This is a genomic window from Viridibacillus sp. FSL R5-0888, from assembly GCF_038009105.1.
GTDB lineage: Bacteria > Bacillota > Bacilli > Bacillales_A > Planococcaceae > Viridibacillus > Viridibacillus arenosi.
The window spans coordinates 3,077,597-3,099,318 of record NZ_JBBPAU010000001.1; the positions used below are offsets into that span (position 1 = coordinate 3,077,597).

Annotated in this window: 21 protein-coding genes; 2 read left to right on the forward strand and 19 right to left on the reverse strand. The window is 36.3% G+C overall.

Annotated features, from left to right (window positions below; genetic code table 11):
* The first annotated feature begins 20 nt into the window (after positions 1-20).
* Positions 21-2,636, forward strand: a complete 2,616-nt coding sequence (locus MKY02_RS15345) for a transglycosylase domain-containing protein (protein ID WP_340711485.1) — start codon at positions 21-23, stop codon at positions 2,634-2,636.
* A gap of 63 nt (positions 2,637-2,699) precedes the next feature.
* Here the strand turns inward: MKY02_RS15345 and MKY02_RS15350 are convergent, their stop codons facing one another.
* From MKY02_RS15350 to MKY02_RS15435, 18 genes are all read right to left on the reverse strand, one after another.
* Positions 2,700-3,053, reverse strand: a complete 354-nt coding sequence (locus MKY02_RS15350) for a YpoC family protein (RefSeq protein ID WP_038190575.1) — start codon at positions 3,051-3,053, stop codon at positions 2,700-2,702.
* Complete coding sequence (nth, locus tag MKY02_RS15355; protein WP_038190578.1) at positions 3,050-3,709, reverse strand: endonuclease III; 660 nt, start codon at positions 3,707-3,709, stop codon at positions 3,050-3,052. Before nth ends, MKY02_RS15350 begins: the two co-directional genes overlap by 4 nt.
* 11 nt (positions 3,710-3,720) lie before the next feature.
* A complete protein-coding gene (locus MKY02_RS15360; RefSeq protein WP_038190581.1) occupies positions 3,721-4,443 on the reverse strand; it encodes a DnaD domain-containing protein in 723 nt (240 codons plus the stop codon).
* Positions 4,444-4,570: 127 nt separating this feature from the next.
* Positions 4,571-5,866, reverse strand: coding sequence for an asparagine--tRNA ligase (gene asnS, locus MKY02_RS15365; protein WP_038190584.1), 1,296 nt, complete (start codon positions 5,864-5,866; stop codon positions 4,571-4,573).
* 71 nt (positions 5,867-5,937) lie between these two features.
* Positions 5,938-7,131, reverse strand: a complete 1,194-nt coding sequence (locus tag MKY02_RS15370) for a pyridoxal phosphate-dependent aminotransferase (protein ID WP_038190586.1) — start codon at positions 7,129-7,131, stop codon at positions 5,938-5,940.
* 18 nt (positions 7,132-7,149) lie between these two features.
* Positions 7,150-7,632, reverse strand: a complete 483-nt coding sequence (locus MKY02_RS15375; RefSeq protein WP_038190588.1) for a cell wall elongation regulator TseB-like domain-containing protein — start codon at positions 7,630-7,632, stop codon at positions 7,150-7,152.
* Positions 7,633-7,641: 9 nt separating this feature from the next.
* On the reverse strand, positions 7,642-7,800 hold the full coding sequence (locus MKY02_RS15380) for a hypothetical protein (protein WP_155981209.1): 159 nt from the start codon (positions 7,798-7,800) through the stop codon (positions 7,642-7,644).
* Between the two features lie 22 nt (positions 7,801-7,822).
* Entirely contained in the window at positions 7,823-10,606 is a 2,784-nt protein-coding gene (gene dinG, locus MKY02_RS15385; protein WP_340711486.1) for an ATP-dependent DNA helicase DinG, read from the reverse strand.
* Between the two features lie 256 nt (positions 10,607-10,862).
* Complete coding sequence (gene panD, locus MKY02_RS15390; protein WP_038191190.1) at positions 10,863-11,246, reverse strand: aspartate 1-decarboxylase; 384 nt, start codon at positions 11,244-11,246, stop codon at positions 10,863-10,865.
* 3 nt (positions 11,247-11,249) lie between these two features.
* Positions 11,250-12,101, reverse strand: a complete 852-nt coding sequence (panC, locus tag MKY02_RS15395; RefSeq protein ID WP_340711487.1) for a pantoate--beta-alanine ligase — start codon at positions 12,099-12,101, stop codon at positions 11,250-11,252.
* A complete protein-coding gene (gene panB, locus MKY02_RS15400; protein ID WP_340711488.1) occupies positions 12,098-12,937 on the reverse strand; it encodes a 3-methyl-2-oxobutanoate hydroxymethyltransferase in 840 nt (279 codons plus the stop codon). Before panB ends, panC begins: the two co-directional genes overlap by 4 nt.
* Positions 12,938-13,160: 223 nt before the next feature.
* A complete protein-coding gene (locus MKY02_RS15405) occupies positions 13,161-14,144 on the reverse strand; it encodes a biotin--[acetyl-CoA-carboxylase] ligase (RefSeq protein WP_340711489.1) in 984 nt (327 codons plus the stop codon).
* A gap of 298 nt (positions 14,145-14,442) precedes the next feature.
* Positions 14,443-14,580, reverse strand: coding sequence for a hypothetical protein (locus MKY02_RS15410; RefSeq protein WP_155981210.1), 138 nt, complete (start codon positions 14,578-14,580; stop codon positions 14,443-14,445).
* 853 nt (positions 14,581-15,433) lie between these two features.
* Entirely contained in the window at positions 15,434-16,624 is a 1,191-nt protein-coding gene (locus tag MKY02_RS15415; RefSeq protein WP_038190603.1) for a CCA tRNA nucleotidyltransferase, read from the reverse strand.
* Positions 16,611-17,753: an N-acetyl-alpha-D-glucosaminyl L-malate synthase BshA gene (gene bshA, locus MKY02_RS15420; protein WP_340711490.1), complete on the reverse strand. Its 1,143-nt coding sequence runs from the start codon at positions 17,751-17,753 to the stop codon at positions 16,611-16,613. The genes MKY02_RS15415 and bshA overlap by 14 nt, the downstream gene beginning before the upstream one ends.
* Positions 17,754-17,853: 100 nt before the next feature.
* Positions 17,854-18,258 carry a methylglyoxal synthase gene (gene mgsA / locus MKY02_RS15425; protein ID WP_038190609.1) on the reverse strand — a complete coding sequence of 135 codons (405 nt, stop codon included), beginning with the start codon at positions 18,256-18,258 and terminating at the stop codon, positions 17,854-17,856.
* 16 nt (positions 18,259-18,274) lie between these two features.
* On the reverse strand, positions 18,275-19,072 hold the full coding sequence (gene dapB, locus MKY02_RS15430) for a 4-hydroxy-tetrahydrodipicolinate reductase (protein ID WP_038190612.1): 798 nt from the start codon (positions 19,070-19,072) through the stop codon (positions 18,275-18,277).
* Complete coding sequence (locus MKY02_RS15435; protein WP_038190615.1) at positions 19,072-19,407, reverse strand: nucleotide pyrophosphohydrolase; 336 nt, start codon at positions 19,405-19,407, stop codon at positions 19,072-19,074. The genes dapB and MKY02_RS15435 overlap by 1 nt, the downstream gene beginning before the upstream one ends.
* A gap of 246 nt (positions 19,408-19,653) precedes the next feature.
* Here MKY02_RS15435 and MKY02_RS15440 point away from each other — a divergent pair, with 246 nt between their 5' ends.
* Positions 19,654-20,520, forward strand: coding sequence for a YitT family protein (locus MKY02_RS15440; RefSeq protein WP_038190618.1), 867 nt, complete (start codon positions 19,654-19,656; stop codon positions 20,518-20,520).
* Positions 20,521-20,668: 148 nt separating this feature from the next.
* Here MKY02_RS15440 and MKY02_RS15445 read toward each other — a convergent pair whose 3' ends face one another.
* Positions 20,669-21,442: a C40 family peptidase gene (locus MKY02_RS15445; RefSeq protein ID WP_076065186.1), complete on the reverse strand. Its 774-nt coding sequence runs from the start codon at positions 21,440-21,442 to the stop codon at positions 20,669-20,671.
* Positions 21,443-21,722: the final 280 nt, after the last annotated feature.

Here is a 21,722-nt window from a genome sequence, read left to right on the forward strand (position 1 = left end):
TAGAAAGTGAGGAGAATTTAATGGGGCAAGAAATTAATTCTCGAGAACAAAGAAGAAAAATGCGAGAACAACAACAAAAGAAGCAAAAAAAACCAATGAAAGTTTGGCTTAAACGTCTTTTAATAGCAATAGTATCAGTTGGTATTGTTTTATTTATTGCAGGCGCTACATTATTTGCATATTATGCAGCTACCGCACCTGACTTGGATGAAGAATTATTAAAGGATCCTGTATCATCTCAATTCTATGATTCTGACGGGAAAGTATTTTATACGATGGGATTAGAAAAGCGAGAACACGTAGCTTACGAAGACATCCCGACAGAAATGCGCGACGCTATTTTGGCGACGGAAGATGTTCGCTTCTTTAGTCACCACGGAATTGATTTTTATCGCCTTGGCGGTGCTATTCTAGCCAATTTACGACATGGTTTTGGTGCACAAGGTGCGAGTACATTAACACAACAAGTTATTAAAAACTCATTTTTACAAAATGAAAAAACACTTAAGCGTAAAGCACAAGAAGCTTATTTAGCTATCCAATTAGAGCGTGAGTACTCTAAAGAAGAAATTTTCGAAATGTATTTCAACAAAGTATTAATGTCCGGCCGTATTTATGGATACGGAACTGCCTCTAAATACTTCTATGGGAAAGAGTTAAAGAATCTAAAATTAGAAGAAATGGCTCTTCTAGCAGGTATGTCGCAGTTACCGAACGCATATAATCCATTCAAATATCCAGAATATGCTGAAAAACGTCGTAATACAGTTTTAGGATTAATGTATCAACACAAAAAGATTACAAAAGAACAAATGGAAGCAGCAAAAAAAGTCGATGTTGAAGTTGGACTATTACCTGAAAACAAACGTAAAACTGCATCAACGTCAAAATATGACGCGTATATCGACGTGGTCTTAAAAGAACTAGCTGAAAATGGTGATGGGAAATTATTGGAGGAAGGTATTAATGTCTATACAACATTAGATTCTTCTGCTCAAAAAATTGTCGAGACTACTATGAATTCAGATATATTCCCTACAAAAGAGATTCAATCTGGGATGGCAGTAGTTGATACTGAGACCGGAGCGATAGTAGCTATCGGCGGTGGACGTGATTATGGTCCTGAACGTGGTTTAAACTATGCTGAGGCTATTAAAAATCAACCGGGTTCGACAATGAAACCAATTATGGACTATGGTCCTGCAATCGAAAATTTAAAATATTCGACAGGACAAACTATTACCGATGAAAAAATGTTCTACACAGGTTCTTCTAAACAAATTAATAACTTTGATAAAATGTATAAAGGTGATATGACCCTTCGCGAAGCACTTTATACTTCTCGTAATGTACCAGCTGTGAAACTTTTAAAAGAAGTGGGAACAGATAAAGCGAAGAAATTTATCAATAATCTTGGTATTGAAGCAGACGAAATTTATGAATCTGATGCTATCGGTGGCGGTAAAATCAGCTTATCTCCTATTGAAATGGCAGGAGCATATGCTGCATTTGGGAATAACGGTATTTACACTACTCCACATTCTATTAAGAAAATTGTCTATCGTGATGGAAAAACTGCAAAATCATATACACCAGACCCAACACCTGCTATGAATGATTACACTGCATATATGGTAACTGATATGCTACGTGATGTAGTTGGTCCAAAATACGGTGCATCTGGAACTGCGGCAGCTATTCCAGGCTTAGATATTGCGGGTAAAACAGGTACTACAAACTACGGTGCAGATGAATTCCAAAAATATAACCTACCTGAATCGGCAGTTCCAGATTCTTGGTTCGCAGGATATTCAAGTAAGTATTCCATTTCTGTATGGAGTGGATATACAAACCGTAAAGATCCAATTACTACAACAGATGAACGATTATTGCCACAAAGATTATTTAAAACAGTAATGAGCCAAATTTCAGCGAATACAACAACACCAAACTTTAAAAAACCAAATTCAGTTGTAGAAGCTAAAATTGTGAAAGGTTCAAAACCGTTGCAATTAGCAAGTTCTAGTACACCAGCAGATAGAACTTCAACTGAATTATTCGTTAAAGGAACGGTCCCTACAAATACTGCTCCTGTAGAAGAAGTTGAAAAGTTGGAAGCACCTACTGACTTAAAAGCAACGTTCGACGAAGAGGCAAATGCAATTAACTTATCTTGGGCGCATAAAGAACCTAAAGATAAGAGCGTTAGCTTCGAAGTTTCAGTGTCGGTAGATGGTGGTGGTGAACAAAAACTAACTCAAACGAGTGATAAGGCGTACACTTATAGCACACCTCAAGATGGTAAAACATATGTCTTCTCAGTAATAGCGATTGCAGATGATGAGAAGAGTGCGGCTGCCTCGACATCCATTCAGATTAAGACGGCACCTCCTGAAGAGGAAGTAACGCCTCCAGAAGAAAATGAACAGCCTGAAGTGCCTGAAATACCTGTTGTACCAGAGGAACCTACTGAAGATGATAATGGTAATAACAACCCTGATAACGGTACACCACCTGTAGATAATAACGATGGAATAAAACCTGATGAAGATGAAGAAGAAGTCGATACGAGTGGCACGAACGATGACAATAGTAATGACAATAAACAAGCAATAAACAGTAACGATCAATATTAACAATATGAAAAGAGCAGCAACCTCCAATAGAGATTGCTGCTCTTTCTTTTATATATTTACCTGTCAATCCTTTTTAAGGCGTAAACGAGCCATTCTCTTTTTCGTTTCAATAAACAATTCATCTAGTTGACGATAACAAGCATACTGACCAGGTCTTCGTTTAATAAATTGCAAACGCTCAGCACCATTAATCGGTAAAGCTTCATATTCATCGGATAGTTGTATACTCTCCGTTGTAACATTAGAGGCATTTATGATAAACGATTCATATAAATAGATTCCTTTTTGCATAATATCTTTTGCTTTGCCATCACGGGCTGCATGTGAACTATGGATTTCTGCACGTAATATCTCCCAGTCAGCTAGCCATTGGTCAACTTGTTCTTTTGATATAGCCTCTTTTCGGCATACTATCATCTCTTAACAAGACCTTTCTTATCGCGTTTTTGCCCTTCTCTACAAACGTCAAAAAGTGGGCATACTTGGCATTGCGGATTTTGTGATTTACAGTGATAACGTCCAAAAAAAATTAACTGATGATGTGTTTTTGACCATTTTTCAATTGGAGTTTTTTTCATCACCGTTTCTTCAACTTGCAACACTGAGTCTTTCCAACGACATAAACCTAATCGTTTTGCGACTCTTTCGACATGGGTATCTACTGCGAGTGCTGGAACGTCAAATGCAACAGACAAGACAACGTTCGCTGTTTTTCGCCCAACTCCTGGTAATGTAACAAGCAGCTCCCTATTGGCAGGGATTTCACCGTTAAATTCCGTTAATAGAATATGGCACAGCTTTTGAATATTTTTAGCCTTACTACGGAACAATCCAATAGAGCGAATATCTTGCTCTAATTCTTCTAAAGGTACTGCTAAATAATCTTCTGGTGTTTTATATTTTCGAAACAACTTTGCTGTAACTTTATTAACTAAAACATCCGTGCATTGCGCAGATAGTAATGTGGCTATCGTTAATTCGAAAGGATTATCATGTACTAGCTCACAATGAGCATCCGGAAACATCTTTTCCATTTCCTCTAAGCAATAATCCCATTGTTTCTTCGTTAACATGTGTACCTCCCTTATTCGCGTTCTTCTAGCCAATTGTAAAATGGCACTTTTTTTGTTGGTTGTGGTTCAACATGTGTTGGTTGTGGTCGTGAGGGTAACGTATTTTGCCGGAAATTTTGTGCTAGTTTTTCGGCATCTTTTGGTGTTTTGACATTTTTCTTTTTCCATTCGAATAGTATCCTGTCCACATAACGTAAGCTTAGCTTTTGTGATAAGACAGCTTCAATTAATGCTTTGCGAATCACTTCTGGAGAATGACCATCTTGATCTAGCCACATTGAAATTGTTTCAGATTCCATCGGTGAAAGAAATCGTCCAAATTCTTGTTCAAATAAATTGAACAACTCGCCTTCTTTTAACTTCGAGCTCACTTCTACCTTTTTCACTGTTTTTTCCGTCATACAGTCGACTAAACGCGCCCATAATGGCTGTAAATTAAATGTTTCAAATAATACACCGTGCTCGTCCACTTTTTGTAAAATTTCTATAAAACCTTTTTGCATCATTCTTTGTAAACTGGAGGCTATTTCATCCTCAGTTAATTGCATGCGATTTGCTATATCTGTTGGTGTTGGAAACGTATTCCCTTCTTCATGAAATGCAGTTAAATGCATAATAAGCATGGCGTCTAAATCTTGGATGCCTAACTCCTTATAAAACTTAAAAAAAAGCTGAGAAATAGTAACATTTCCCTGCTCTATCCAAATTCGGAGTCGATCAGCTTCGTTCGTCATTATCGAACTCCCCTTTTTTGTCTGAAAATTAACAAGAAGAATCGCAATAAATTGCGGTTCTTCTTGTTAGGTGTTATTAATTGATTTCGTTACTTGTCGCGGCTAAATTGTCCACTTTAGCAATTAATCAAGGATATAGTCTATTTAGTAAACGTGGGAATGGGATTGATTCACGTACGTGTTCTGCTCCTGTAATCCATGCTACTGTTCTTTCTAAGCCAAGACCGAAACCTGAGTGTGGTACTGATCCTTGTTCACGTAGGTCTAGGTACCAAGCATATGCACTTTCATCTAAATCATGTTCTTTTAAACGTTGTTTCATTAACTCAAAATCATGTACACGTTCAGAGCCACCGATGATTTCACCGTAGCCTTCTGGTGCAATTAAATCAGCACATAATACAACGTCATCACGGTCTGGATGTGGTTGCATATAGAACGGTTTAATCCCTACTGGGTAGCATGTGATAAAGACCGGTTTATCATAATGTTCAGCAATTGCTGTTTCGTGAGGGGCACCAAAATCTTCTCCCCACTCGATATCATCGAAACCTTTTTCATGTAAAAGCTTGATTGCATCATCATAAGAAATACGTGGGAAAGGTGCTTGAATATGTTCTAATTTAGATGTATCGCGACCTAAACGTTCTAATTCAATTTTACAGTTTTTAAGAACTGATTGTACGATGTAAGAAACATATTGTTCTTGCACTTCTAAGCTTTCATCGTGTTCAACAAAAGCCATTTCCGGCTCAATCATCCAGAACTCGATTAAGTGACGACGAGTTTTGGATTTCTCTGCACGGAATGTTGGACCAAATGAGAATACTTTTCCTAATGCCATTGCAGCTGCTTCCATATACAACTGGCCAGATTGAGAAAGATATGCATCTTGATCGAAATATTTTGTATGGAACAGTTCTGATGTTCCTTCAGGAGCTGATCCAGTTAAAATCGGTGGGTCAACTTTTGTAAAACCATTATCGTTAAAGAATTCATATGTTGCACGGATGATTTCATTACGAACTTTCATAATTGCGTGTTGTTTACGAGAACGTAACCATAAGTGACGGTTGTCCATTAGGAACTCAATACCGTGCTCTTTAGGTGTGATTGGGTAATTATTTGCTTCAGAAATTACTTCAATCTCTTTTACTTGTAGCTCATATCCAAATGCCGAGCGTTCGTCTTTTGTTACTTCACCGACTACATAAAGAGATGATTCTTGATGTAAGCCTTTAGCAGTTACAAATACTTCTTCAGGTACTTCAGCTTTTACTACTACGCCTTGGACAAATCCTGAACCATCACGTAATTGTAAAAATGCAATCTTACCGCTTGAACGTTTATTTGCAAGCCAAACACCTAATTTAACTGTTTCGCCAACGTGATTTGACATGTCTTGAATTCGAATTTTCTTCATATAGACCTCCTGCAATTTAAACAATTTTGCAGACTGCCTATATATAGACAATCTGCTTAATTGTTAGAGTATTAATCTTGCCATTTAGATTTAACAAATTTATCCATTCTTGAAACAGCTTCTTCTAATGCTTCTAAAGAAGTTGCATACGAAAGGCGAACTGTTTTTTCAGCTCCAAAGCCAGAACCAGGAATTACAGCAACATTTGCTTCTTCTAATAAAGCTTTAGCAAATGCATCAACAGATTCATAACCTGTTTTAGCTGCCGCTTCTGATACATCTGGTAGTAAGTAGAATGCGCCTTCTGGTTTCAACACGTGGAAGCCAGGGATTGCATTTAATTTTGGATAAATTTCTGTTAAACGTGATTCAAAAGCTTGACGCATTTCTTCTACTGCATCTTGTGGCCCATTATAAGCTTCAATAGTTGCATATTGTGCTGTAGTCGTTGCATTAGAAGTTGAGTGACTAGCTAAGTCAGTCATTGCTTTAATGATTTCAGCATTACCTGCTGCATAACCAATACGCCATCCTGTCATAGAGTGAGATTTTGCTACACCGTTAATGACCATTGTACGTGCTTTTACACTATCTGAAAGTTGTGCGATTGAGAAATGTTTAACTCCATTATATACAAGTTTTTCATAAATTTCGTCTGACACGATTAGAATGTCTGCTTCTTCACAAACTGCAGCAATTTCAGCTAATTCTTCTTTTGTATAAACCATACCAGTAGGGTTACTTGGTGAGTTTAAAATAAGTGCACGTGTTTTATCAGTAATAGCACCGCGAAGTTGTTCAGCTGTAACTTTGTATTGTTGTTCTGATGTAGCTTCTAAATGTACAGGTACACCGCCAGCTAACTTCACTTGTTCTGGATAACTTACCCAATAAGGAATTGGGATAATTACTTCATCTCCAGGGTTTAATAACACTTGGAACAGTGTATAAAGGACATGTTTCGCACCCACACCAACCATAACTTCGTTTGGTGCATAAGTAAGATTATTGTCTCTTTCTAACTTAGCAATAATAGCTTGTTTTAATGCTGGTAGACCGCCAGCAGGTGTATATTTTGTGAAGCCTTTCATCATAGAGTCTGCAGCTGCATCTAAAATGTTTTTTGGTGTGTTAAAATCAGGCTCACCCGCGCCTAATCCAATAACATCAATTCCTTGATCCTTCAATTCTTTTGCTTTAGCTGTAATTGCTAGAGTTGTTGAAGGTGTTAATGTTTTTACACGGTCTGCTAAATGCTGTTTCAAGTTAATCTTCCCCTTTTTTTACAAGTTCAAAATACGCTTCCACCACTGTCCGTTTTCGAACATAATGTAAACATAATTTAGTTTATCCTCTTGATTAAGATACGTAATTTCCCATACAACGCCGGGCTCTTCTATACCTAGTTTGGTATGAAGGATTTCTTTCACGTTATCCTTTTTCGACACTACAGAAAGTGCTTCTTTTTCAGAAGTGCCATCCTCCATTAAAACTTCTTCTAGCTTTGCCTTACCATCATCTTTTGGAACAAACACAGCTTTTTTCTTTCCTGCCTTATCTGTTCCTATTACCGTAACATACGGTTTCTTACCGTTATATACATATGTATCGGTGACAGTCACAAGCTTATCTGCATCAATCACAAATTGCTTAGCGTCTTTCTCCGAACTGTAAAACGGTGAATAAGATTTCCAAGCAACTATAACGACAATTGATAACGACAGGATTAACAAAAATATCGTAAAGAACTTGATCCAATTTTTCATTATATCACCTTACGTTTCATTTATCGTGAAGATAGGCTTCATATTGCTTTCTATTAAATGCGGTGACTCTGACATCGAAATGGCTTTACATAACGCATTTTCTAGTTGATTGAAGCTCGGCTGAAAACATATCTTACTAGCTGATCGTACTTCAAATTGTCTTTCCATATGATCGACCTGCTTTCTATCCTCATACTTTTTTATTATACCAATGTTCTAATTCTAAGACCATATGTTGTAGGGATACTTTTTTCACCGGTATTGCTGGAAGAGCACGTATGAATTCCTTACCATATGATTTCGTCTCAATTCTTCGATCTAAAACGATAAAAACACCCTTATCTTGCGACGATCGGATTAGACGACCAAAACCTTGCTTGAAGCGTAAAATGGCTTCAGGTAGTGCTAACTTATAAAATGAATTCAATCCTTGCTCGTTTAATGCTTCCGCCCTGGCTCTGAAAATCGGTTCTTCTGGAGCTGAAAATGGTAAACGTACAACAATGACTGCTGACAATGCATCACCTGGCACATCCACACCCTCCCAAAAGCTATTCGTACCAAATAATACGGAATGATTAAACTTCTGGAATAGCTTCAGTAATCGCATTCGACTACCTGAAGACATACCTTGAGCAAAGAGCATATAATCACTTAATGCTTCCGTTTCTTGTATTAACTCAACTGTTTTTCTAAGCATATCTTGAGACGTAAATAGTACGAAACAACGACCTTCAGTAACCAGTACAGTTTGAACAATGGCATCTGCTACTGCTTCCACATATTCTGTTTGTGAAACTTGTTGAATTTCAGGCATATCATCAACAATGTAAAGACTCGCACCATCGTAGTATGATGAGGGTGCCTGGAATTGAAATAGTGGCACAGAGCTTTGAAGGCCTAATTGATCCGCGATAAAGCGGCGATTGTTTGGTACAGTTAATGTACCAGAAGCCCAAATGATCCCTGCTCGTGTACGGAAACTGTCTAAAACAGCTGTGACAGATTGTGCGACGTGTATTGGGCGTTTATATACATGTAGACTACCTGGAATACTACGTTGGTCTAACTCAATCCAAGCTGAACAATCTACTTCATGGGATAAAAAGATGGAATCCCATTCAGCCACTTTGATCGTTAATTCACGTAACCAGTAATACCAGTCTGATAATATCGTTTGCTGCGTAGGTGATAAATCATCAGGATTTTGCTGGAATATATCACTTAGTTCCTGAGCAAGTTGCACCCATTCTTGTATACTAAGACTCACTTTTTCAAATAAAGGTTGCTTAATCAAGAGCGAATTTAATGGATAAGTACGCTTATTATGACGTGAAGCTGACTTTTGAATGTTTAATTGATTAATCAGTTGATAAATTGATGTATCAAAGATTTGCACCATCTCACAGTATTTTATTTCTAACTTTGATAATTGCCTAATCGGGATTTTCCCACTATCAGCCATCAATTTAAAGTAATTATGAATTAACTGATGGTCATCAACTGACCCAAGTTGACCAAAAATGTATTTCCACTGTGTATACGAGAGTGCTTTTTCATCTCTTAATGTGGCTGCTTGAATAAATTGATGCGCTTCATCTAGTATCCAACCATCAACCGATGCTAGAACTGGCTCAACTCGTGTTAAATCAGATAGCAACATAGCATGATTTGTAATAATTAGATCTGCCGTTTTGCTTTTTTTAATGGCATTTTCATAAAAGTCAAAGTAACCTTTACCACGAGAAATAGTTGTAGCCGATGAACGTCGTACTTTGTCTAATAGTAATTGTCCACCGCCAGACAAAGTAATTTCATTTAAATCGCCTGTCGTTGTATTCGCAAGCCAGACGAGTAGTTGCATCATTGTAAATGATTCATCATAGGAAGCGTCTTCAGCAACAAAAAGCTCTGCAAAACGATCTACATCTATATAATGTTCCATTCCTTTTAATAAGGTCACATTAATAGAAGTTTGAAGAATCGCTTCCGCTTTTGGTAGTTCTTCTGCTAATAGTTGGTCAAGAAGATGCGAAGTATATGAGCTAATCCCTACTTTACTATTTGTATGTTTGGCATAAATAATTGCAGGAATTAAGTAAGCTAATGTTTTACCAATTCCAGTCGATGCTTCAGTCAATACTTCCTGTTTTGTTTTCAGGGCATGCCAGACTTGGTCCATCATCTTAAATTGATCAGGCCGCACTTCAAAATCTTTGAAAGCTCTAGTAAATAATGCTTCTTTTTCAGCAACAGATTGTGGATATGTTAAAGTACTCTCTGACTTAGCCTCAATAACTGCTCCCCTTAAAGCTATATTTTTATAATAGAAGTGAAGCTCTGATTGTTTAGATACAGCTCTTTTTATCTGAATCGCATCAAAGAATAATTGCGATAAATCTGATTTTAATCTGAAAGAACGCTGATGCAATTGTTCAATTGTTGAAAGCGGGAGAGTTAAGAGCTCTTCCCAACCACGTTTTAATAATAATGCGGTTGCATAGGCATCATCATCTGCACGATGTGCTTGTTTCAATGAAATATTCAACTCCATAGCTATATCTTGTAGCTTATAGCTAAAGGCTGTTGGGAATAATATTTTCGATAATTCAACTGTATCCATTTGTTTTCCAAACCATTTTGGTAAACCAGCTCTTTTAAATTCAGCTTGTAAAAAAGGCAAATCAAAATCAGTGTTGTGCGCTACAAAAACACAATCTTGTATAATGTTATAAATTTTTTCAGCATGCGCTTCAAATGGTTGCGCATCTTTGACATCATTGTCCGTTATATTCGTCAAGTCTTGAATAAAACGAGGAATTTTCTTCCCTGGGTGAATGAAAGTGGTGAAAGTTGACTGCACTTCCCAATCTTTCATTAAAACAATCGCTATTTGAATGATGCGGTCCCCATTTTGAGATGAGTGACCTGTCGTTTCTAAATCTACGATTGCATATGTTTGACTGTCCATCATTTACTTCACAACTTTCCGATCGGTTTATATTCAAAATTCTATCACATTTTGAGCAGAATAGCTGAAGTCGATGTGCAGAAATATGGATTTTACAGATTGTTTTGGTAAGTTGCATGATTGTTGGGTCATTTCTATTGTTTGTTGTGCTAATTTAGCTGTTTGTTGCACTAACTCATTCATTTGTTGCATTGATTAGATACTTTGTTATTTAGCTTTAAAACACAATAAAAGCACCCAAAAATGGATGCCTCTCCTATTACATAACTGTCGCTTCTGGTTCATATTGGATGAGTTCTTTTATCGTATTACCCTGCTGCATAATTGCTACAGTTGGTTTATGATTTTTCGCTTCTTCGTCATTAACATAGGCATAAGACATAATAATGACGACATCACCTTTTTGCACTAGACGAGCTGCCGCCCCATTTACACAAATAACACCGCTACCGCGCTCTCCAGCAATAATATATGTCTCAAAACGTGCGCCATTATTATTATCAACAACATGTACTTTTTCATTTTGTAGCATACCAACTGCATCGAGTAAATCCTCATCAATGGTAATGCTACCTATATAATTTAAGTCCGCTTGCGTAACAACCGCACGATGGATTTTCGCATTCATCATCATTCTAAGCATCATTTATTCCCCTTTTTCTTGAAAAATAATATTGTCGATTAGGCGCGTGTTACTAAAGTAAACCGCTGTCGCAAGTAAAACTTTTTTAGTTTGCTCTGTCACTTCAGTAAGATCTGGATAACTTAGCATTTGCAAATAATCAATTTGACCATTTGAATTGGCTTCAATATACTCTTTTGCAAGATTTGTTGCCTCAATATTATTATCAGATTCGAAATAATGGTTTTTAGCAAGAATCAACGCTTGATGAATTACTACCGCTTCTTTACGTTGTTGTTCCGTTAAAAATACATTTCGGGAGCTTTTCGCTAGACCATCTTCTTCTCGAACAATTGGCACACTTCTAATTTCTAAAGGAAAATTAAAGTCACGCACCAAAGTTTCGATAAGCGCTAGCTGTTGTGCATCTTTTTGTCCAAAATAAGCCTTTGTTGGCTGAGTTATGTGGAAAAGTTTTGTCACAATTTTTAATACCCCATCGAAATGTCCAGGTCTTGTTGCACCACAAAGAATTTTAGATTGTGGACCAGCCAATATTTGAATACCACCATTAGTCGGGTACATTTCACTGGCAGAAGGAGCGAATAAAAAGTCAACGCCTACTTTTTCTGCAATCTTCGAATCACGATTTAAATCTCTTGGATAACTTTCATAATCTTCGTTGGGTCCAAATTGCGCAGGATTGACGAAAAGGCTCATGACAACAATGTCATTTTCTTTACGTGCAGCCGTTGCTAGTGCCATATGACCTTCATGTAAATAGCCCATTGTCGGAACGAGACCGATTGTTTTATCAGCTTTTTTTGCTGTAGTAATGTGTGCAGTTAATTCTTTGATAGTTGAAACGATTTTCATTTTCTTATGCCTCCGTATAGCTGTTCAAGTTGCTGATCTGTCATCGTGAAGCGATGCTCTACTTTTGGAAAAGAACCTTGCTTAACTGCTTTTGTATAACTTTCGATACCTTTTAACATCAATTCTCCTGCGGGTGCAAACTTTTCAACAAATTTCGGCACATGGTGGGTTCCATATGCAAGAACATCATGGTAAACGAGTACTTGTCCATCAACATCTGCTCCCGCTCCTATTCCTATTACGGGGATTTTAAGTGCCTTTGTAATCTCTGCTGCTAGCTGATATGGAATACATTCAAGAACAAGCGCACATGCTCCTGCCTCTTCGACTTTTTTTGCATCTTGCAATAATTTTTCTGCAGCAACGGCTGTTTTTCCCTGCACTTTATACCCCCCAAGAACTGCCGCAGATTGTGGTAGTAAACCTAAATGTGCTACTACTGGAATCCCCGTATTTACTAAAGAGGATATGACATTGACAACAGTCTCTGCCCCTTCGACTTTTAAGGCACTAGCACCTGTCTGTTGGAACATATGAATCCCAGTTTGCAGTGTTTGGTCAATACTTCCGTGATATGAACCAAACGGCATATCAACTACGATAAAAGAATCCTTTGCTCCTCTTTTTACAGCTTTTGCATGATGGACCATATCTGCGACTGTCACAGGAACAGTTGAATCGTAGCCAAGCACGACCATACCAAGGGAATCACCTACTAATATCATATCTACTCCAGCTTCTTCAGCTAGTCTTGCAGATGGGTAATCATATGCAGTAAGCATAACAATTTTGTCGCTTTGTTCTTTCATTTTCAAAAAATGAGTCGTTGTTTTCAAAACGCTTCCTCCTCTTTTTAGGAAGAAAACAAAAAACCCCTCTGTCTAAAAATGGACAGAAGGGTTGCGTATTCATTGAATTGCATCGTTTTCTTCCGTCCCTGTCTATTACTAGATCAAGGCGAATCTCTTTAGTTATAATTTTTATGGCGAGGTACAGTTCAATCAAATTGATACTGTCCTATATTTTAACTATAACAAGTTTGTCGATACATTCCAATCTTTATTTTTCGAGTGTAATATCAGCCGAATAGATACCTTTTATCGTGCCATCATCTAATTGCAATTGTAAAACACCATCATTTGTTATTCCGATGGCTTTACCAATGAATACTTCTTGCAAGGTTGTTGCTCGAATACGATTTCCAATAGTACAAGAAAAACTTTCCCATTGAGACTTAATCGGTTCAAAACCTTCTTTTATATATTGTGAACTGTAAATTTCTAAGTAATAAAGTATTTTAGCAACTAAAGTTGCACGATCTATATGTTTGCCACTAGCTATTTTAAGGGATGTTGCGATGTCTTTTATTTCTTCTTCGAAATCATTTGGTTGATGATTTACGTTTATACCGATTCCCATAATAATTGCATTTACGCGGTCAGGATCTGCTTGTAATTCTGTTAAAATCCCAGTACATTTCTTACCATCTATCAATAAATCATTTGGCCATTTAATTTCTGGTTGTACACCTGTCATGTCAGCTATAGCTTTAGTCAATGCCACTGCAGCTACTAAAGTAAATTGAGGTGCTTCATAAGGAGCTATCTCTGGTCGAAGGATGACACTCATCCAAATCCCTTTACCTTTCATCGACTTCCATTCACGCATCATACGGCCACGTCCCGCTGTCTGCTCCTCGCAAATGATAACAGTACCTTCTGGCGCTCCTTCTTGTGCTTTATTATGTGCAATTGCTTGCGTAGAAGTCATTGACTGTTCATATATAATACGGCTGCCGAATTTTTTCGTTTCAAGAGCCATTGAAATATTCGCATCATCGACTGTATCAGGCGTTGCCGTTAAAACATAGCCTCTTTTCTTTACAGTTTCAAAGGCATATCCCTTTTCCTGAAGTTGCTTCATATGCTTCCAAATTGCCGTCCTAGAGATGCCAAATTCATCTGCTAGCTGTTGTCCGGAAATTGGTTCTCCATTAGCCTCAACTAGTCGCTTAATAATTTCATTTTTCAGTGTTGCTTTCATGACTGAACCAATCCTTTATCTAAATGTCGTATCAAAATATAACATTTTGTTTTTAAATGTTTATTTTGAGCTGTTAATTAGAATCAATAGTATCACTATTCATCGCAAAATAAATCTAAATCTTAATCAATCTTAACATTTTGTCACTTTTTGGTCACTCAAAAAATATGTTTTGCTGTAAAGGCAAACGATATTAACATATTGGTAAATGAAATTGGTTCATATAAAGGGTCTACAATACAAAAGGATGAAGACAGTGGTGTATACTACTTCAACATAACTGCTGACGGAAACTGGACTATGAAAGTACCAATAACAAACTTATTATTCCCGCAACAGGCAATAAAGCTATCCACATCCATTCCTCTATCGCTACATCTTCAGGTGCAATATCTTCATCTACAAAACAATAGTAAATACTTAACAAAATCTTCATGGCCATACACCCCTATGGTTTAGATTTCCCAAGCCTCTTCCATTATTAAATTCACTTTGATACTGCGTGTGACACCCGTAATTACTATATATATGAATGACTCTAAACATTCTACTTTACCCTGTTTATACACACTTATAACACTTAATAATGCTTTACGAACTTTTGTGATGTACTAAAACTATGTTTCTATCAATAGATGCTTTTACCCTAAAGATTATTCCTGATAATTGATATAGTTCGCTAGATTTGAAAAATAGGGACAACACTTTTAACGGAGTTGTCAGATCTTTCTCTTTTCATTCTTGTTCTCTTAATTCCTTAGTAGCCGAACTTATCGGCATATGGAATATAATACAAAATTAAGTAAAAGTTCTATTAGTCTTTTGGAAAATGGGGATGTAGATCCTAAATTAGATTCTGTAATAATTTTAACTGATTACTTTGGAGTAAAAGGACAATATTCCTTTGGCGAGGTAAATGGAGAATAATTATATAATTCAAAAATCGAAACAATCGCTGCACATATTGAAGTAGGTATAAGAACTACTTATTCTTATTACTTAAAAATGAATTAATAAATGAATCTGAAAAATTAAATCCGTGGATTATAGTACTCTTGGACACAATACATGGTAATTCAAAATGTAAACTGTTAAATTATTCAGGAACAATTAGGGCACTCCTTCATTCAGGAAACATTAAATACTTATATTCATTTGACCAAAAAAGACAAAGCAAAAACAGGTGACTTAATAGACGACGTTTTTTAATTTGGTCGCTTTTTAGTCACCTGTTCGGAATTCAATAAATTAATTGAGCTTAGAATGCTTGTATAGAAGCGTTTTGGATCCTAACTCGTATACTCATTCAAAAACCAATCTTTTATTTTTTGTCGATCATTTACAAGTTTATTTAATAGTATTTCATCAACCATTTTATCAATCACCATTTTTAACCACGGTCCACTTTTTTTACCGCTCCACTCAATCAAGTCTCGTCCATTGACGACAATTTCAGAACGAGATTGAATTGCTAGTGCATTCTTTTTCTGTACAATTTCGGATCGTTTTAAATTGTCATTAGTATGGTAGAATTTTATCGCAAAATCATTTGCAATTTCTAATATTGGAAAGTCAAACTCAAAATAGTCACTCGAAGTCCATCCAGTAGTAGTCCTAATTTCATAAGCTTGTAATACTTGTTTCACATAATTTTTTTCTTTGTTTGAACAATTAAATGTATTTAAAAGTTGGACAGCATTTTCATCCTGCTGTAATAGAATGAAAAACGCCCATCCATTAACTGGATTTCCAAAGCTTTCGAAAGTACTCCAATACTCCACATTCTTCGAAAAATCCCCAGGTAAATGGTCGACAAGCCTCGTATCATTTAGGTAACGAATCGCTTTTTGCGCATTTGAACTTGTCCACACTTTGTCAAATTCTATTTTTATTCGTTCTTTTGCAATAAAGCTTATATCTATTGCTTGATTACGGATCGCTTTGAAAGTTTCTTCTTCAATAGCAAAGCCGAGTTGAGCACTAAATCGAATTGCGCGAAGCATTCGCAGTGCATCCTCACTAAAACGACTACTAGCATTTCCCACAGCTCGTATTATTTGAGATGATAAATCACTTTGTCCACCAAATAGATCTACTATTTCTTTAGACCCACGCATAGCCATAGCATTAATAGTGAAATCACGACGTTTTAAATCTTCTTCTAAGGAACGTACAAATTGCACATCATTAGGACGACGATGATCTGCATACTCTCCTTCTGTTCGATATGTTGTGACTTCTACAGGACTAAGAGGATGAATAACTAATACTGTTCCATGTGCGATACCGACATCTGCAGTACGGGAAAAAACAGTCTTCACCTCTTCAGGTAAAGCACTCGTTGCAATATCGACGTCATTGGCTAATTGGCCTCGTAAATAATCTCTTACTGCGCCTCCAACAATAACCGCTTCATAACCAAACTTCTCTAAGGATTGTACGATTTCAAAAGCAGCTTGCCAATTCTCATCTAACTTCATTTTTCCGCGCCACCTTCGCATAGAGAGCCTCGTATTGTTCCACTATTTTTGAGGAATGGAAGCAATGATTTGCTCTATAAATTGCCGCTTCACGGAAAGATTGTAATTTGTTTTCGTCTTGTAGTAGATCGATAGCATATGTAGCTGCTTGATTTGTATCACCTAACTCTACTATATAACCATTCTGACCATGTTCAATCACTTCTGGTATACCGCCAACATTCGTACCAATACCAGGTACTCCACAAGCCATTGCCTCTAATAAAACAAGGCCAAACGATTCTTTTTCAGACATGAGTAATTTCAAATCACTCATCGCATAAAGCTCAGATAAATTATCTTGTTTTCCTAAAAACAAAATATCATTTACAAATGGACATTTCTTTATTTCTTCCATAATTCGATGCTTTTCAGGTCCATCTCCAACAAGTAGTAATTTGGCAGGCATTTGCGTTCTCACTTGAATAAATGTTTTTATAATATCTGGAATATGCTTTACTTTTCGGAAATTCGATACATGTATTAGTACCCGTTCATTATCCAATATGCCAAAATCTCGCTTTAATTGTGTGCCATCTTTTGGTGTATATTCCCGTTCATCAACAAAATTATAAATTGTTTCGATTGGTTTTTTTGTTTCGATTAGTTCATAAGTTTGACTCTTCAAGGAATCCGAAACTGCTGTTACAATATCAGATTTTTCAATACCATAGCGGATTGCGCCAGTAAGTGATGAATCATATCCTAATACCGTAATATCAGTACCGTGGAGCGTTGTAACTATACCGACATCTTCACCAGCCATATCTCGTCCCAACACAGCACATACAGCGTGTGGAATAGCATAATGCACATGCAGCACATCTAGTTTCTCACTTTTAATAACATCTGCCATTTTACTTGCTAACGCAATATCATACGGAGAATGTTGAAATACGGAATAACTATTTACTTCAACTTCATGATAAAAAATAGTTGGATAAATTTTATTTAAGCGAAAAGGCATACTAGAAGTGATGAAATGAATTTCATGACCTTTCTCAGCCAGCATCTTACCAAGCTCAGTAGCGATAACACCCGAGCCTCCAACGGTCGGATAACAAGTTATACCAATTTTCATTTTACGCACCCGACCACTTCCTTTCTTACTTGCATCTATTTTTATAGAATATTTATTTAAATACTCGCGGGAATTAATTCATTTTAACAGTTAGTCATTGGTGAAGGCATTAATTTCTTCGTTCTTCTATTAAACGCCAATCTATAAAACCTTCTTGTAGACCTTTAAGTAAGACCTCAGCAGTCCCCATATTTGTTGCTAAAGGAATTTGATAGACATCACATAAGCGAATTAAAGCTGAAACATCTGGCTCATGTGGTTGTGCTGTTAATGGGTCTCGGAAGAAAATAATCATATCCATGTCATTGTCAGCAATCATACTACCAATTTGTTGATCTCCTCCAAGAGGCCCTGAACGGAATCTTGTAACTGGTAAACCCGTTTCATCAATTACACGCTGTCCTGTCGTTCCTGTCGCATATAAGCTATGTTCGGCTAAAATATCACGATATGCTGTTACGAATTGGATTAAACTATCCTTTTTATTATCATGCGCGATTAAAGTTATTTTCACAGAGCTCATTCCATTCTTATAAAATATTTTCTAAGCCGTATACTAATTCATCTAGTTCCATTACTTTTTCAATTGAAAACTTTACACCTGACATAAATGAGTTACGGTTAAATGAATCGTGGCGTAGAGTGAGTAATTGTCCTTCTCCACCAAATAGTACTTGCTGATGAGCTACAAGTCCAGGAAGACGTACGCTATGAATTCGTAAACCTTCAAAATCAGCACCTCTAGCACCTGGAAGTGTTTCTACTTCATCTGGATGTCCTTGTTTGTGACTTCTTCTATTTTCTTGTATCAACTGGGCAGTTTTAATCGCCGTACCTGAAGGAGCATCTAATTTTCTATCATGATGCATTTCAATTATTTCGACTTCTGGTAAATAAGCTGCTGCCATTTGTGAAAATTTCATCATTAAAACTGCACCTATTGCAAAATTTGGTGCAATGATGGCACCAAGTTGTAAATTAGCGGATAGTTCTGTTAATTCTTCTAATTGTTCATCTGTAAAACCAGTCGTACCAATAACTGGACGAACACCATTTTGTAGTGCTACTTTCGTATGCTTATACACAGCTTCAGGCGCCGTTAAATCCACAAAAACATCTGGTTTCGACGTTCTAAATAAATCTTCTAAATTTCTAAAAACAGGTACATGATAAGTATTAGGGAATTCTGTATAATTCTCCAGTGAATTTGCAATTTCTCTATGGTCTAGTACCGCTACTAATTCCATTTGATCGCTCTTCATTACTGTATGTACAGCTTCGGATCCCATTTTACCTCTTGGCCCAGCTATTGCAACACGAATTGTCATTAATTCTCTTCCTTTCTAGTCCAGCGATCTTTATCGCGCGTTTCAAATTTATGTAAAACTCTTTGTAAAGCATCAGCCATATTAATATTCTCTGCATTAGCAAAGCAAATGAGGACAAATAAAAAGTCTCCAAATTCTTCTTCTAATGATTTTGCTGCTTCTGTAGGCTTTTTCTTTTTCATGCCATAGACATTTTGCACTTCTCTTGATAATTCGCCAAGTTCCTCCGTCAATCGTGCTAATAATTCAAATGGCGGAAAGTAGCCTTCTTTAAACTGTCCTATATAATCATCTACTTGTTTTTGCATTTGTTGCATTGTTACTTCCTTGCTCATATATACAACTCTCCTCTATCTATCGTAATCAATAATACTTGTTGTTGTCAAAATGTCGAAAATACATGATAATATATTTCTATAAAAGAAAATATGTAAACTCTTCCATATGATTTCTCAAGAGCGATCGTCAAAGACCTCTCACTATTGTAAATCAAATAGTTAATGGATTAACTACTTAATCAGTTTTTCTTTTAGCCCTTTCTATTATACAGTCTACTAACCAAAAATGAGGTGAAAAATTAAATGCCAAATATTAAAATTAAAAATGTACTCTTTATCATTCTTGGTGCAGCTATCTTCAGTTTTGGATTTATTAATTTTAACGTTCAAAATGAACTAGGAGAAGGCGGCTTTACAGGGATTACTTTAATTTTGTACTTCGTTTTTAAATGGGATCCAGCATTGATGAACTTAGTACTAAATGTACCGATGTTTATACTCGGTTGGAAATTACTAGGACGTAAAATGTTTGTTTATACATTGATTGGAACAGTATCAGTCTCTGTTTTCATGAAAATCTTCCAAATTTATCAGGTTGATATTGGTTTGAAAGACGATATGTTTTTAGTTGCATTATTCGCAGGTGTTTTCCTAGGCGCTGGACTCGGTATTATATTCCGATATGGCGGTACTACTGGAGGTGTTGATATTATTGCACGTCTAGTTAATAAATATATCGGATGGCCGATGGGAAAAACAATGTTCATGTTTGACGCTGTTGTTATTGTACTGTCATGGACAACTTTTCTTAATTCCCGTTCAATGATGTATACACTGGTAGCTGTCTTCGTCAGTGCTCGAGTAATTGACTTCGTACAAGATGGTGCGTATGCTGCACGAGGAGCAATTATTATTTCCGTAAAACAAGATGAAATTGCTGACCGTATAACTAAACAAATGGAACGAGGCGTCACGATTTTAAAAGGTTATGGTCATTACACTAAAGAAGATCGTGAAGTTATCTACTGTGTCGTTGCAAAAAACGAATTATTTAGGTTAAAAAGTATTATACAATCCGTTGATCCTCATGCATTTGTTTCTGTCTCAGAAGTTCATGATGTAATTGGTGAGGGTTTTACATTAGACGATAAGAAGCAACCAATCGATTAATTATTTTTTCTAAAGCAGATAGTACAACTATATCTGCTTTTTTATATTGAATTTCAAAATTCATAAGAAGTAAAACACACAATCTAAAATCATAGAAAAAAGCCCGCAACACTGGAATTTTTCCACTGTTGCGGGCTTTGACTTTATATTAACGGAAAGTACCATAACTCATGATACGCGGACCCCAGTAACTGCCTTTTGCAATACTTTGATATTGAACTTTGTTACCTGCAGCATGTAAAACTTGACCATTACCTGCATATAATCCTACGTGTGTAATGTAATCTCCACCGGGATTTGCAGAGAAGAATATTAAATCTCCAACTTGAGGATTACTTGTATATGCCGCTGCTGCACGCTGCGCACGGCTGTTACGAGGAATACTACCTTGTCCAGCTTGTTTATACGCATATTGTGTGAAACCACTGCAATCGAATCCAGAAGGTGAAGTGCCTCCCCATACATAAGGAACTCCTAAGTATTTTCTACCAGCATCAATAATATCTGATCCAGTAGCACTATTTGAAACTTTGCTTACTTTTTTATATTTCTTTAAATATGCTGAAGACATCCAACCTGTTTTACCGTTATATGAAACTTTATACCAAGTTGTACCATTAACTTTTTTCTTATAAGATGCTTTAACGACAGCACCTTTTTTAGCAGTTAAAAGAACTTTCGAAGTTGTTTTTGCGCTAGTACGCATATTTAATGCTGCTGTTGTTTTGTATTTTCCACTAATTTTAGTAGCTTTTGAACTAGCAACCATTGTAATTGCATTTGATTTATGTACTTCATTATTAGTAGTTGTTAATGATTCTGCAGAAGCTGTATTTTGTTGACCATTTGTTAACCCTGTAAATGAAATCGTTAAAGCTAATGTACCTGCTGTAATTGCTGTAAATAGATTTTTCTTTTTCATTGATTTAAACTCTCCAATATTTATTCAAACTATTATAGGTTGATTTATTTTTGTAATTTAGTAACTGTTTTTTTCTACAAGACTTACTTTACAGAAATTTTTTGTAATAAACAACGCTATTTCAATTACAGATATATTACAGTTTGACTACAAAGAAACAGAGTTTTATAACATAATTTTGATTTTATGTATTTTAAATCTCATTTTTTCCCATTATTATAACAAAAAAGACCTTTGACTGATTTCTCAGTTCAAAGGTCTTCCATTTTGTAGTAGTACA

Excerpts from the sequence above, each read along its gene's own strand:
- MKY02_RS15345 (WP_340711485.1), top strand. The coding sequence starts at position 21 with ATGGGGCAAGAAATTAATTCTCGAGAACAAAGAAGAAAAATGCGAGAA.
- MKY02_RS15350 (WP_038190575.1), bottom strand. The coding sequence starts at position 3,053 with ATGATAGTATGCCGAAAAGAGGCTATATCAAAAGAACAAGTTGACCAA.
- nth (WP_038190578.1), bottom strand. The coding sequence starts at position 3,709 with ATGTTAACGAAGAAACAATGGGATTATTGCTTAGAGGAAATGGAAAAG.
- MKY02_RS15360 (WP_038190581.1), bottom strand. The coding sequence starts at position 4,443 with ATGACGAACGAAGCTGATCGACTCCGAATTTGGATAGAGCAGGGAAAT.
- asnS (WP_038190584.1), bottom strand. The coding sequence starts at position 5,866 with ATGAAGAAAATTCGAATTCAAGACATGTCAAATCACGTTGGCGAAACA.
- MKY02_RS15375 (WP_038190588.1), bottom strand. The coding sequence starts at position 7,632 with ATGAAAAATTGGATCAAGTTCTTTACGATATTTTTGTTAATCCTGTCG.
- MKY02_RS15380 (WP_155981209.1), bottom strand. The coding sequence starts at position 7,800 with ATGGAAAGACAATTTGAAGTACGATCAGCTAGTAAGATATGTTTTCAG.
- dinG (WP_340711486.1), bottom strand. The coding sequence starts at position 10,606 with ATGATGGACAGTCAAACATATGCAATCGTAGATTTAGAAACGACAGGT.
- panD (WP_038191190.1), bottom strand. The coding sequence starts at position 11,246 with ATGCTTAGAATGATGATGAATGCGAAAATCCATCGTGCGGTTGTTACG.
- panC (WP_340711487.1), bottom strand. The coding sequence starts at position 12,101 with ATGAAAATCGTTTCAACTATCAAAGAATTAACTGCACACATTACTACA.
- MKY02_RS15405 (WP_340711489.1), bottom strand. The coding sequence starts at position 14,144 with ATGAAAGCAACACTGAAAAATGAAATTATTAAGCGACTAGTTGAGGCT.
- MKY02_RS15410 (WP_155981210.1), bottom strand. The coding sequence starts at position 14,580 with ATGAAGATTTTGTTAAGTATTTACTATTGTTTTGTAGATGAAGATATT.
- MKY02_RS15415 (WP_038190603.1), bottom strand. The coding sequence starts at position 16,624 with ATGAAGTTAGATGAGAATTGGCAAGCTGCTTTTGAAATCGTACAATCC.
- dapB (WP_038190612.1), bottom strand. The coding sequence starts at position 19,072 with ATGACAATTCGTGTTGCAATAGCTGGGCCAAGAGGTAAAATGGGATCC.
- MKY02_RS15435 (WP_038190615.1), bottom strand. The coding sequence starts at position 19,407 with ATGAGCAAGGAAGTAACAATGCAACAAATGCAAAAACAAGTAGATGAT.
- MKY02_RS15440 (WP_038190618.1), top strand. The coding sequence starts at position 19,654 with ATGCCAAATATTAAAATTAAAAATGTACTCTTTATCATTCTTGGTGCA.
- MKY02_RS15445 (WP_076065186.1), bottom strand. The coding sequence starts at position 21,442 with ATGAAAAAGAAAAATCTATTTACAGCAATTACAGCAGGTACATTAGCT.